Annotated in this window: 13 protein-coding genes; 12 read left to right on the top strand and 1 reads right to left on the bottom strand. The window is 59.8% G+C overall.

What is annotated here, in order from left to right:
• The first annotated feature begins 23 nt into the window (after positions 1 to 23).
• The 4 genes from yajC to K7431_RS23520 all read left to right on the top strand — a co-directional run bounded on the left by yajC (position 24) and on the right by K7431_RS23520 (position 3,884).
• The gene (gene yajC, locus K7431_RS23535; RefSeq protein ID WP_003175975.1) at positions 24 to 362 is read left to right on the top strand and encodes a preprotein translocase subunit YajC; all 339 of its coding nucleotides are present in this window, start codon (positions 24 to 26) and stop codon (positions 360 to 362) included.
• Between the two features lie 62 nt (positions 363 to 424).
• The gene (gene secD / locus K7431_RS23530; RefSeq protein ID WP_043205853.1) at positions 425 to 2,293 is read left to right on the top strand and encodes a protein translocase subunit SecD; all 1,869 of its coding nucleotides are present in this window, start codon (positions 425 to 427) and stop codon (positions 2,291 to 2,293) included.
• 9 nt (positions 2,294 to 2,302) lie between these two features.
• Positions 2,303 to 3,217 carry a protein translocase subunit SecF gene (secF, locus tag K7431_RS23525; protein WP_015885751.1) on the top strand — a complete coding sequence of 305 codons (915 nt, stop codon included), beginning with the start codon at positions 2,303 to 2,305 and terminating at the stop codon, positions 3,215 to 3,217.
• A 124-nt stretch (positions 3,218 to 3,341) separates the two neighbouring features.
• Positions 3,342 to 3,884 (top strand): glycine zipper 2TM domain-containing protein, encoded by a 543-nt coding sequence (locus tag K7431_RS23520; protein WP_015885750.1) that lies wholly within the window; start codon positions 3,342 to 3,344, stop codon positions 3,882 to 3,884.
• A gap of 223 nt (positions 3,885 to 4,107) precedes the next feature.
• Here K7431_RS23520 and suhB read toward each other — a convergent pair whose 3' ends face one another.
• Positions 4,108 to 4,923, bottom strand: coding sequence for a type III secretion system regulator SuhB (suhB, locus tag K7431_RS23515; protein ID WP_015885749.1), 816 nt, complete (start codon positions 4,921 to 4,923; stop codon positions 4,108 to 4,110).
• Between the two features lie 145 nt (positions 4,924 to 5,068).
• On the opposite strand from suhB, the gene trmJ reads away from it, so the two are divergent.
• From trmJ to hscA, 8 genes are all read left to right on the top strand, one after another.
• Positions 5,069 to 5,839: a tRNA (cytosine(32)/uridine(32)-2'-O)-methyltransferase TrmJ gene (gene trmJ, locus K7431_RS23510; protein ID WP_015885748.1), complete on the top strand. Its 771-nt coding sequence runs from the start codon at positions 5,069 to 5,071 to the stop codon at positions 5,837 to 5,839.
• A 2-nt stretch (positions 5,840 to 5,841) separates the two neighbouring features.
• A complete protein-coding gene (cysE, locus tag K7431_RS23505) occupies positions 5,842 to 6,627 on the top strand; it encodes a serine O-acetyltransferase (RefSeq protein WP_015885747.1) in 786 nt (261 codons plus the stop codon).
• 300 nt (positions 6,628 to 6,927) lie between these two features.
• Positions 6,928 to 7,419 (top strand): Fe-S cluster assembly transcriptional regulator IscR, encoded by a 492-nt coding sequence (iscR, locus tag K7431_RS23500; RefSeq protein ID WP_003194020.1) that lies wholly within the window; start codon positions 6,928 to 6,930, stop codon positions 7,417 to 7,419.
• Positions 7,420 to 7,469: 50 nt separating this feature from the next.
• Complete coding sequence (locus tag K7431_RS23495; protein WP_010207898.1) at positions 7,470 to 8,684, top strand: IscS subfamily cysteine desulfurase; 1,215 nt, start codon at positions 7,470 to 7,472, stop codon at positions 8,682 to 8,684.
• Positions 8,685 to 8,783: 99 nt separating this feature from the next.
• Positions 8,784 to 9,170, top strand: coding sequence for a Fe-S cluster assembly scaffold IscU (iscU, locus tag K7431_RS23490; protein WP_003175965.1), 387 nt, complete (start codon positions 8,784 to 8,786; stop codon positions 9,168 to 9,170).
• A gap of 28 nt (positions 9,171 to 9,198) precedes the next feature.
• Complete coding sequence (gene iscA / locus K7431_RS23485; RefSeq protein WP_003209680.1) at positions 9,199 to 9,522, top strand: iron-sulfur cluster assembly protein IscA; 324 nt, start codon at positions 9,199 to 9,201, stop codon at positions 9,520 to 9,522.
• A gap of 8 nt (positions 9,523 to 9,530) precedes the next feature.
• The gene (gene hscB / locus K7431_RS23480; protein WP_015885745.1) at positions 9,531 to 10,052 is read left to right on the top strand and encodes a co-chaperone HscB; all 522 of its coding nucleotides are present in this window, start codon (positions 9,531 to 9,533) and stop codon (positions 10,050 to 10,052) included.
• 53 nt (positions 10,053 to 10,105) lie between these two features.
• Positions 10,106 to 11,968, top strand: coding sequence for a Fe-S protein assembly chaperone HscA (hscA, locus tag K7431_RS23475; RefSeq protein ID WP_015885744.1), 1,863 nt, complete (start codon positions 10,106 to 10,108; stop codon positions 11,966 to 11,968).

Raw genomic sequence — 11,968 nt, 5'->3', positions numbered from 1 at the left:
ACTATTTGCAACTGGAGTGCTAAATGAGCTTTTTTATCTCTAACGCCATGGCTGATGCCGCTGCGCCTGCTGCTGCCGGCCCTATGGGCGGTGGTTTCGAGTGGATTTTCCTGGTCGGTTTCCTGGTCATCTTCTACCTGATGATCTGGCGTCCACAGGCCAAGCGCGCCAAAGAGCAGAAAAACCTGCTGGGCAGCCTGCAGAAAGGTGACGAAGTTGTGACCACCGGCGGCATCGCCGGCAAGATCACCAAGGTTTCCGATGCTTTCGTGGTGCTGGAAGTCTCCGACACCGTCGAAATGAAGTTCCAGAAAGGCGCCATCGCCGCCACGCTGCCTAAAGGCACGCTGAAAGCGATCTAAGTAACAACCTTTACCAATCGACGGGGCGCGCAAGGCGCCCCGCGTTATAAGCGGGCGGCGTGATGCTGAACAAATACCCTCTGTGGAAATACGTACTGATCCTGGCGGTGCTGGCGATCGGTTTTATTTATTCCGCTCCCAATCTCTATCCTGATGACCCTGCGATCCAGATCACGGGCGCCAGCACTTCGCTGCAAGTCAATCAGGCTGACCTGGAACGCGCGAGCAAAGCGCTGACCGATGCCGGTATCCAGGTTAAAGCGGCAACATTGGCAGCTGATGCGAAGGGCGGCTTGTTGCGCCTGACCAAGCAAGAAGACCAATTGCCGGCCAAAGATGTCGTGCGCAAGGCCATGGGCGACGACTACGTGGTCGCGCTCAACTTGGCACAGACCACACCCGCCTGGCTGCGCAGCATTGGCGCGCACCCGATGAAGCTGGGTCTGGACTTGTCCGGTGGTGTGCACTTCCTGCTGGAAGTCGACATGGACAAAGCCCTCGACGCGCGCCTGAAAGTCTACGAAGGCGACGTGAAGAGCCTGCTGCGTAAAGAGAAACTGCGTTATCGCAGCCTGCCGCAGCTCAACGGTGCCATCCAGCTGGGCTTCGCTGACGAAGCTTCCCGCGAACAGGCCCGTGCGCTGATCCGCAAGAACTTCAACGATTTCGATATCGTCCCGGCTGACCTCAATGGCCAGGCTGTACTGCGTCTGGCGATGAGTCCGGCGAAGATCGCGGAAATCCGTGAATACTCGATCAAGCAGAACTTGACCACGGTCCGTAACCGCGTCAACGAGCTGGGTGTGGCCGAGCCGATCGTTCAGCGCCAGGGCGCCAACCGCATCGTGGTTGAGCTGCCGGGCGTACAGGACACCGCTGAAGCCAAGCGTATCCTCGGTAAAACCGCCAACCTGGAATTCCGCTTGGCGGCTGAGCCGGGTGCGACCCGCGCCACTTCCGAAGAGTTTGAGTTCCGTGAAGGCAACCGTCCTCCCGCGTTGATCGAGCGTGGCTTGATCATCACCGGTGACCAGGTAACTGACGCCAAGGCCGGTTTCGGCGAGCACGGTACACCTGAAGTGAACATCCGCCTGGATGGCCATGGCGGCGAACTGATGAGCCGCGCCACGCGCAGCAACGTCGGTCGTAGCATGGCGGTGATCTTCATCGAGCAACGCCCGGTGACCACCTACACCAAGCAGATGGTCAACGGCGTCGAGAAAGACGTGCCGGTACAGACCTTCAAGGAAGAGAAAAAGATCATCAGCCTGGCGACCATCCAGTCGCCGCTGGGTGCTCAATTCCGTATCACTGGCCTGAACGGCCAGGGCGAGTCCTCGGAACTGGCCTTGCTGCTGCGTGCTGGCGGCCTGGCTGCGCCGATGTACTTCGCTGAAGAACGCACCATCGGCCCGAGCCTGGGTGCGGACAACATCACCAAGGGTGTCGATGCCGCCTTGTGGGGCATGCTGTTTGTGTCGCTGTTCATCATCGCCATCTACCGCTTCTTCGGCATCATCGCCACCGTGGCCCTGGCGGGCAACATGGTGATGCTGCTGGCCTTGATGTCGCTGCTGGGCGCTACGCTGACCCTGCCAGGCATCGCCGGTATCGTACTCACCATGGGTATGGCGGTGGACGCCAACGTACTGATCTTCTCGCGAATCCGTGAAGAGATCGCTGCGGGCATGACCGTACAGCGCGCAATCAACGAAGGCTTCGGCCGGGCATTTACCGCGATTCTCGACTCCAACCTGACCACATTGCTGGTCGGCGGGATTCTCTTTGCCATGGGCACCGGCCCGGTCAAAGGTTTTGCGGTAACCATGTCCCTCGGTATCTTTACCTCGATGTTCACGGCCATCATGGTGACCCGCGCAATGGTCAACCTGATCTTTGGCGGGCGTGACTTCAAGAAGTTGTGGATTTAAGGGGCTGCCATGTTACGTACAATCAACTTCATGGGCGTTCGCAACATTGCGTTCGGCGTCACCGTGCTCCTTACCGTTCTGGCGTTGTTCAGCTGGTTCCATAAGGGCCTGAACTACGGGCTGGACTTCACCGGCGGTACGCTCATCGAGCTGACCTACGAGAAGCCGGCCGACGTTACCCTGGTGCGCAGCGAGCTGGTCAAGGCCGGCTACCACGAGGCCGTGGTGCAGAGCTTCGGTGCCACCACCGACCTGCTGGTGCGTATGCCTGGTGAAGACCCGCAACTGGGTCACCAGGTTGCCGAGGCTTTGCAGAAGGTCGGCGGCGACAACCCGGCGTCGGTCAAGCGCGTCGAGTTCGTGGGCCCGCAAGTCGGTGAAGAGCTGCGCGACCAGGGCGGCCTCGGCATGCTGATGGCGCTGGTCGGCATCATGATCTACCTGGCGTTCCGCTTTCAGTGGAAGTTCGGTGTCGGCGCCATTGTGTCGCTGATCCACGACGTGATCGTGACCGTGGGTATCCTGGCGTATTTCCAGATTACCTTCGACCTGACCGTACTGGCGGCGGTGCTGGCGATCATTGGTTACTCCCTCAACGACACCATCGTGGTATTCGACCGGGTTCGTGAGAACTTCCGGGTACTGCGCAAGGCAACGTTGGTCGAGAACATCAACATCTCCACCACCCAGACCCTGCTGCGGACCATGGCGACGTCGATCTCCACCTTGCTGGCGATTGCGGCACTGATGATCTTCGGTGGCGACAACCTGTGGGGCTTCTCCCTGGCGCTGTTTATCGGCGTGCTGGCGGGTACCTACTCGTCGATCTACATCGCCAACGTGGTGCTGATCTGGCTGAACCTCAGCAGCGAAGACTTGATCCCTCCGGCCTCGACTGGCAAGGAGGTCGACGACCGCCCTTGATGGGGTGTCGTTGACTTGCTGTTACAAAGAAGGCACGAGGATTGAACTCGTGCCTTTTTTTTTGCTCCAAGGCTGGGTATAGCGCGGATCGTTCGGTCCGTTTGTGATGGTCAGGAGGTTCAACGTGAACAAGTCGTTACTGGTTGGTGCGGTATTGGGTGCTGTCGGTGTGACTGCCGGGGGTGCTGTTGCCACCTACAGCCTGGTAAAAAGCGGCCCTGAGTATGCGCAAGTGCTGGCGGTGCAGCCGGTGAAAACCCAGATTAAAACGCCGCGTGAGGTCTGCAAGGACGTCGCCGTGACTCGGCAGAAGCCCGTGCAGGATCAGCACCAGATCGTCGGTACGGTGGTCGGTGCACTGGCCGGTGGCCTATTGGGTAACCAGGTCGGTGGCGGTAACGGTAAGAAGCTGGCTACCGTAGCCGGTGCGGTCGGTGGCGGTTATGCCGGTAACAAGGTTCAGGAAGGTATGCAGAACCGCGATACCTACACCACCACGCAAACCCGTTGTAACACCGTCAACGACATCAGCGACAAGGTTGTCGGTTATGACGTGCGTTACACCTTGGATGGCAAGGAAGGCTCGGTGCGTATGGACCGTGATCCAGGCGGCCAGATTCCGGTCGACAAGGAAGGCCGCTTGGTGCTGGGCCAGAACCAGCAGTAATCTCAAGCTTGGTACAGATGCAAAAAATTATGTGAGTTCAAAATGTGGGAGGGGGCTTGCCCCCGATAGCGGTGGATCAGTCAGCTTGTTAGGTGCTGACCCACTGCAATCGGGGGCAAGTCCCCTCCCACAATTGATTTGTGTTGTTGCTGGAGTCGCGGCAAACCTCAAATCCCAGGCATAAAAAAAGCACCCCTCGGGGTGCTTTTTTGTGCCTGCTCGCTTAGCGCTTCAGCGAAGCTGGCAGGTGCGGCTGGATCGCCGTCAGTACTGCTTTGAAGCATTTGGTGTTGCCGGCAACCACGTGGCCTTTTTCAAGGAAGTCGTGACCGCCGGTGAAGTCGCTCACCAAGCCGCCTGCTTCCTGGATCAGCAGCGCGCCTGCAGCCATGTCCCACTCGGACAGGCCCGACTCCCAGAACGCATCAAAACGACCGGCAGCTACGTACGCCAGGTCCAGGCTTGCCGCGCCAGCGCGACGGATGCCAGCGGTCTGGCCAACCAGGGCGCGGAACATGCCCAGGTAGTTTTCCAGGTTGTCCATCTGGTCGTCACGGAACGGGAAGCCGGTACCCAGCAGGGCGCCGTCCAGGCTGGTACGACCGCTGACGCGCAGGCGGCGACCATTGAGTTGGGCGCCACGGCCACGGCTGGCGGTGAATTCTTCCTGGCGGACCGGGTCCAGCACAACGGCGTGTTCCAGGCGGCCACGGTATTTGCACGCGATGCTCACGGCAAAGTGCGGGATGCCGCGCAGGAAGTTGGTGGTGCCATCCAGTGGGTCGATGATCCAGAGGTAGTCTTCGCCTTCGCCGCTGCCTTTGTGCATACCGGTTTCTTCGCCGAGGATGCCGTGGGTAGGGTAGGCCTTGCGCAGAGCGTCGATGATTTTCTGTTCGGCGGCGCGATCCACCTCGGATACGTAATCCTTGGCGTCTTTTTCGTCGACCTTGATGGTATCCAGGCGCTCGATGGAGCGGAAGATCAATTCACTGGCGCTGCGGGCGGCGCGCAGCGCGATATTCAGCATGGGCTGCATGGATGTGTCACCTAAGGTTGTTAAAGAAAGCCGAGCATTCTAGCAGAAACTTTCTTCAGGTGAAGGACGACGTTAGCTTTCATGGCATAACCTTAGGCTGTTCTGTAAGATTTGCTCCCCTTTCCCGTGTCCGAGAGCGCCTCCCTTGCTGCAAAACATTCGTGTCGTCTTGGTCAATACCAGTCATCCCGGCAACATCGGCGGGGTGGCGCGAGCCATGAAGAACATGGGGCTGACGCGCCTGGTGCTGGTCGAACCGCGTCTGTTCCCGCACCACGAGGCTGATGCCCGTGCGTCCGGCGCCAATGACATCCTGGAAAAAGCCCAGGTCGTCGCCACCCTGGAAGACGCCCTGGTCGGCTGCAACCTGGTACTCGGCACCAGTGCGCGCGACCGGCGCATCCCCTGGCCGCTGCTGGATCCGCGCGAATGCGGCACCAAAGTGGTTGAAGAGGCGGCCGGCGGCGCTGAAATCGCCCTGGTGTTTGGCCGTGAAGACTCCGGCCTCACCAATGAAGAGCTGCAGCGATGTCATTACCACGTGCACATTCCATCAGACCCTGACTTCAGTTCGCTGAACCTCGGGGCAGCGGTGCAGGTGTTGAGTTACGAAGTGCGCATGGCCTGGCTGGCCGCTGAAGGGCAGCCGAGCAAGGTCGAGAAGGATGAAGTGGCGTCGATCAAAAGTGGCGAGTTGGCCACGATGGACGAGCTGGAGCGGTTTTATGAGCACCTGGAACAAACCCTGGTGGCCATCGAATTCCTCGATCCGGAAAAACCACGGCACTTGATGGCGCGCCTGCGCCGCCTGTACGGGCGCAGCTCGGTCAGCCGGGCGGAAATGAATATATTGCGTGGCATCCTCACGGAAACCCAGAAAGCGGCCCGTGGCGAGCTTCTTAAGCGGAAGGATTAAAAATGTTCGAGCGTTTGCGAGAAGATATCCAAAGTGTTTTCCACCGTGACCCGGCGGCGCGCAATGCCTTTGAAGTGCTGACCTGCTACCCGGGCATGCATGCGATCTGGATCCATCGCCTGTCCGGCGCCCTGTGGGGTATGGGTTGGAAGTGGCTGGCGCGCGTGGTGTCGAACTTCGGTCGCTGGTTGACCGGGATCGAGATTCACCCAGGGGCCAAGGTCGGTCGTCGCTTTTTTATCGACCATGGCATGGGCATTGTGATCGGCGAGACTGCCGAGATTGGCGATGACGTGACGCTTTATCAGGGTGTGACCCTGGGCGGCACCAGCTGGAACAAAGGCAAGCGTCACCCAACGCTGGAAAATGGCGTGGTGGTAGGGGCGGGCGCCAAGGTGCTCGGCCCATTCACCGTCGGCGCCGGTGCCAAGGTGGGCTCGAATGCGGTGGTGACCAAGGCTGTGCCGCCTGGCGCAACCGTGGTGGGTATTCCGGGTCGCATCATCGTCAAGCCCGAAGTCGGCGACGAGCAAGAAGCCAAGCGCAAGGCCATGGCCGAGAAAATCGGCTTCGATGCCTATGGTGTCAGCGAAGACATGCCCGACCCGGTGGCCCGCGCCATCGGCCAGTTGCTCGACCATCTGCAGGCGGTGGACGGCAAGTTGGACGGCATGTGCGGCGCGCTGAAGGACCTGGGCAGTTCGTACTGCGCGAAAGATCTGCCTGAGTTGCGCGAAGAAGACTTCGCCGAGATCAAGGATGAAGCATCAGTCACCAAGGCAGGCTAGATATTACCGTCGATAGAAATCTCCTGTGGGAGCTGGCTTGCCTGCGATAGCGGTGTGCCAGCTATCCCTTGAGCTGCTGGTCCACCGCAATCGCAGGCAAGCCAGCTCCCACATTTGATCTCCATTGGTCTTGAGATCGGGCCTTGGCCCTGTTCCCGCTGTTCGTCCCCACCCCATCCTGCTATGATTCGCGCGCCCTTTTTACGGGTAATCCCGACTAAAGCACTAGGTCTTATAGTTGACTTAAATACTCGGGAATCGCATACTCGCTCCCATTCTGAAACACCTTGGTACTTGTCCATGAGACTGACTACAAAAGGCCGATACGCGGTGACCGCCATGCTTGACCTGGCTTTGCACGCGCAAACTGGGCCGGTGTCCCTGGCCGATATCTCCGAGCGCCAAGGCATTTCCCTGTCCTACCTTGAGCAGCTGTTCGCCAAATTGCGCCGCAGCAATCTGGTTTCCAGCGTTCGTGGGCCAGGCGGCGGCTATCAACTGTCCCGCGACATGCAGGGCATCCAGGTAGCCCAGGTGATCGACGCAGTCAACGAATCCGTCGACGCGACCAAATGCCAGGGCCTGGGTGACTGCCACGCCGGCGACACCTGCCTGACGCACCACTTGTGGTGTGACCTGAGCCTGCAGATCCATGAGTTTTTGAGTGGTATCAGCTTGGCTGATCTTGTGACTCGCCGTGAGGTGCAAGAAGTAGCCCAGCGTCAGGACCAGCGCCGTTGCAACACCAAGGCGCCGCGTCTGGACAAGATCGAAGCGTCCGCCGTCGAGTGACAGCCGAAGAGCTAACGGCACGCCAGCCAGCCTGATTTAGGAGAAAGTCCATGAAATTGCCGATTTACCTTGATTACTCAGCGACCACCCCGGTTGATCCGCGTGTCGCGCAAAAGATGAGCGAATGCCTGCTGGTTGACGGAAACTTCGGCAACCCAGCCTCCCGTTCCCACGTGTTCGGCTGGAAAGCCGAGGAAGCGGTCGAGAACGCTCGTCGCCAGGTCGCTGACCTGGTCAACGCCGATCCGCGTGAAATCGTCTGGACCTCCGGTGCCACCGAGTCCGACAACCTGGCTATCAAGGGCGCGGCGCATTTCTACGCGACCAAAGGCAAGCACCTGATCACCACCAAGATTGAGCACAAGGCTGTCCTCGACACCATGCGCCAACTGGAGCGTGAAGGTTTCGAGGTCACCTACCTCGAGCCGACCACCGACGGTATCGTCACTCCGGCCATGATCGAAGCCGCGCTGCGTGAAGACACCATCCTGGTGTCCGTGATCCACGTGAACAACGAAATCGGCACCATCAACGACATCGCAGCCATCGGCGAACTGACCCGTTCCAAGGGCATTCTGCTGCACGTCGACGCTGCTCAGTCCACCGGCAAGGTCGACATCGACCTGTCGAAACTGAAAGTCGATCTGATGTCGTTCTCCGCCCACAAGACCTACGGTCCTAAAGGCATCGGCGCCCTGTACGTGAGCCGCAAGCCACGCGTGCGCATCGAAGCCACCATGCACGGCGGCGGTCACGAGCGCGGCATGCGTTCGGGCACCCTGGCGACCCACCAGATCGTCGGCATGGGCGAAGCCTTCCGCGTAGCCAAAGAAGACATGGCTGCCGAAAACGTGCGCATCAAGGCCCTGAGCGACCGCTTCTACAAGCAGGTCGAAAACCTTGAAGAGCTGTACATCAACGGCAGCATGACTGCCCGTGTACCGCACAACCTGAATTTGAGCTTCAACTACGTCGAAGGCGAGTCGCTGATCATGGCGCTCAAGGACCTGGCGGTTTCGTCCGGTTCGGCCTGCACTTCGGCTTCCCTTGAGCCTTCGTATGTACTGCGTGCCCTGGGCCGCAACGACGAACTGGCACACAGCTCGATCCGCTTTACGTTCGGCCGCTTCACCACCGAAGAACAAGTCGACTACGCCGCGCAGAAAGTCTGCGAAGCCGTCAACAAACTGCGTGTACTGTCGCCGCTGTGGGACATGTACAAAGACGGTGTCGACATTTCCAAGATCGAGTGGGCGGCACACTAACTATAGAAGCCGCCACCCCAGCTCTGTAGCAACGTGGCGGAAAACGCAGGCGTTTCTACAGGGTTCCAGAGCGGCCCTGATGAGTGAGGATTCAGTACCATGGCTTACAGCGAAAAGGTCATCGACCACTACGAAAACCCGCGCAACGTCGGCAAGATGAACGCGGAAGACCCTGATGTCGGCACCGGCATGGTCGGCGCTCCGGCGTGCGGCGATGTGATGCGCCTGCAGATCAAAGTCAACGACGCTGGCGTTATCGAAGACGCCAAGTTCAAGACTTACGGCTGCGGTTCGGCCATCGCCTCCAGCTCCCTGGCGACTGAATGGATGAAAGGCAAGACCCTGGATGAGGCTGTCACTATCAGCAACACCCAGCTGGCCGAAGAACTGGCCCTGCCGCCAGTGAAAATCCACTGCTCCGTACTCGCTGAAGACGCCATCAAGGCGGCCGTTCGCGACTACAAGCAGAAGAAAGGCTTGATCTAAGCATTTGGCGACGAGTAAGGAGTCAACGATGGCTATCAGCATGACAGAAGCGGCTGCGCAGCACATTCGCCGCTCCCTGAATGGGCGCGGTAAAGGTGAGGGGATTCGTCTGGGTGTTCGCACCACGGGCTGTTCCGGCCTTGCCTACGTGCTGGAGTTTGTCGACGAGGTGGTTGAAGAGGACCAGGTGTTCGAAAGTCACGGCGAGAAAGTGATCATCGACCCTAAAAGCCTGACCTACCTGGACGGCACCGAACTCGATTTCGTCAAGGAAGGGTTGAACGAAGGCTTCAAGTTCAACAACCCCAACGTACGCGGTGAATGTGGCTGCGGCGAAAGCTTCAACATCTGAGGCTATACGTGGGTACTCCTTGTCATTTCGCTTTATTCGAGCTGCAGCCGAACTTTCGGCTGGACCTTGAGCAGCTTGCCACGCGCTACCGAGAACTGGCGCGTGGGGTGCATCCGGACCGCTTCGCTGACGCTTCCGAGCGTGAGCAACGCCTGGCGCTGGAGAAATCGGCCAGCCTCAATGAGGCCTATCAGACGCTGAAAAACCCGCCCAAACGTGCGCGCTATCTGCTCGCAATGAATGGTGGCGAGGTGCCGATTGAAGTCACGGTGCACGACCCGGACTTCCTGATGCAGCAGATGCAGTGGCGCGAAGAACTCGAAGACTTGCAGGACGAAGCCGATGTGGCGGGTGTCGCAGTCTTCAAGCGTCGTCTGAAAACGGCCCAGGATGAGCTCAACGAAAGCTTCGCAGCTTGTTGGAATGATGCAGCGCAACGCGAACAGGCCGAACGCCTGATGCGGCGCATGCAGTTCCTCGACAAGCTCACCTACGAAGTGCGCCAGCTAGAAGAGCGCCTCGACGATTAACCCAGTGTGCTGCCCGTGATGCACGCCTGATAGACAGATAAGACCTGATTACCATGGCATTACTGCAAATCGCCGAACCCGGCCAAAGCCCTCAACCGCACCAGCGTCGCCTGGCGGTGGGGATTGACCTGGGCACCACCAATTCCCTGGTTGCTGCCTTGCGCAGCGGCCTGTCCGAGCCGCTGCCCGACGCTGATGGCCAAGTGATTCTGCCGTCTGCCGTGCGTTATCACGCTGATCGCACCGAAGTGGGCGAGTCGGCCAAGTTGGCGGCCTCTGCCGATCCTTTGAACACCGTGCTGTCGGTCAAGCGCTTGATGGGTCGTGGTCTGTCCGACGTCAAGCAACTGGGCGACCAGCTGCCGTACCGCTTTGTCGGCGGTGAATCCCATATGCCGTTTATCGACACCGTCCAGGGCCCGAAAAGCCCCGTGGAAGTGTCGGCCGATATCCTCAAGGTGCTGCGCCAGCGTGCAGAAACCACCCTGGGCGGCGAATTGGTGGGGGCGGTGATCACCGTTCCGGCGTATTTCGATGACGCCCAGCGCCAGGCGACCAAGGACGCGGCGAAACTCGCCGGCCTGAACGTGTTGCGCCTGCTCAACGAACCGACCGCTGCTGCGGTGGCTTATGGCCTGGACCAGCACGCCGAAGGCCTGGTCGCGATTTACGATCTGGGCGGCGGTACCTTTGATATTTCGATCCTGCGCCTGACCGGCGGTGTCTTTGAAGTGCTGGCCACCGGCGGTGACAGCGCCTTGGGTGGCGATGACTTCGATCATACCGTCGCGGGCTGGATCATCAGCAGTGCCGGCTTGTCGGCCGACCTGGACCCAGGCGCGCAGCGTAATCTGCTGCAAACCGCCTGTGCCGCCAAAGAAGCGCTGACGGATGCTGCAACTGTTGAAGTGTCCTACGGCACCTGGTCGGCCCAGCTGACTCGCGAAGCCTTCGATGCGTTGATCGAACCGATGGTCGCTCGCAGCCTGAAAGCTTGCCGCCGTGCCGTGCGTGATTCCGGTGTTGAGCTGGAAGACGTCGGTGCCGTGGTCATGGTCGGCGGTTCCACCCGCGTTCCGCGCGTTCGTGATGCCGTGGCTGAGGCCTTTGGTCGCCAGCCGCTGACTGAAATAGACCCGGATCAAGTGGTCGCCATCGGTGCCGCCATCCAGGCCGATACCTTGGCCGGTAACAAGCGTGATGGTGGCGAACTGCTGTTGCTCGACGTGATTCCGCTGTCTCTGGGGCTGGAAACCATGGGTGGCTTGATGGAGAAGGTGATTCCACGCAACACCACCATCCCCGTCGCCCGCGCCCAGGATTTCACCACGTACAAAGATGGTCAGACGGCCATGATGATTCATGTGCTGCAAGGCGAGCGCGAGCTGATCAGCGACTGCCGCTCCTTGGCGCGCTTTGAATTGCGCGGCATTCCGGCGATGGTGGCCGGTGCCGCGAAGATCCGCGTGACCTACCAGGTCGACGCCGATGGCCTGCTCAGCGTCGCTGCGCGCGAATTGGCCTCGGGCGTTGAAGCCAGCATCCAGGTCAAGCCGTCCTACGGCCTCACCGACGGCGAAATCGCCAAGATGCTCAAGGATTCGTTCCAATACGCCGGTGACGACAAGGTTGCTCGCGTACTGCGTGAGCAGCAAGTCGACGCCCAGCGCCTGCTCGAAGCCGTGCAGGGGGCCCTGGATGTTGACGGCGAGCGCCTGCTGGACGCCGAAGAGCGCATGGTTATTGACCTGCAGATGCAGGAACTGGCCGAACTGATAAAAGGCACCGATGGCTACGCCATCGAGCAACAGACCAAGCGTCTGTCGCAAGTGACCGATGCCTTTGCCGCCCGCCGTATGGACCAGTCGGTAAAAGCCGCCCTGGCGGGGCGCAACCTGAATGAACTCGAGGAATAA

It is taken from the genome of Pseudomonas fluorescens group sp. (genome assembly GCF_020093335.1).
GTDB lineage: Bacteria > Pseudomonadota > Gammaproteobacteria > Pseudomonadales > Pseudomonadaceae > Aquipseudomonas > Aquipseudomonas petroselini.
The sequence above is the reverse complement of the archived record's forward strand: the minus strand, read 5'-3'. Positions and strand labels throughout refer to the sequence as shown.

Excerpts from the sequence above, each read along its gene's own strand:
- yajC (WP_003175975.1), top strand. The coding sequence starts at position 24 with ATGAGCTTTTTTATCTCTAACGCCATGGCTGATGCCGCTGCGCCTGCT.
- secD (WP_043205853.1), top strand. The coding sequence starts at position 425 with ATGCTGAACAAATACCCTCTGTGGAAATACGTACTGATCCTGGCGGTG.
- secF (WP_015885751.1), top strand. The coding sequence starts at position 2,303 with ATGTTACGTACAATCAACTTCATGGGCGTTCGCAACATTGCGTTCGGC.
- suhB (WP_015885749.1), bottom strand. The coding sequence starts at position 4,923 with ATGCAGCCCATGCTGAATATCGCGCTGCGCGCCGCCCGCAGCGCCAGT.
- cysE (WP_015885747.1), top strand. The coding sequence starts at position 5,842 with ATGTTCGAGCGTTTGCGAGAAGATATCCAAAGTGTTTTCCACCGTGAC.
- iscR (WP_003194020.1), top strand. The coding sequence starts at position 6,928 with ATGAGACTGACTACAAAAGGCCGATACGCGGTGACCGCCATGCTTGAC.
- K7431_RS23495 (WP_010207898.1), top strand. The coding sequence starts at position 7,470 with ATGAAATTGCCGATTTACCTTGATTACTCAGCGACCACCCCGGTTGAT.
- iscU (WP_003175965.1), top strand. The coding sequence starts at position 8,784 with ATGGCTTACAGCGAAAAGGTCATCGACCACTACGAAAACCCGCGCAAC.
- iscA (WP_003209680.1), top strand. The coding sequence starts at position 9,199 with ATGGCTATCAGCATGACAGAAGCGGCTGCGCAGCACATTCGCCGCTCC.
- hscA (WP_015885744.1), top strand. The coding sequence starts at position 10,106 with ATGGCATTACTGCAAATCGCCGAACCCGGCCAAAGCCCTCAACCGCAC.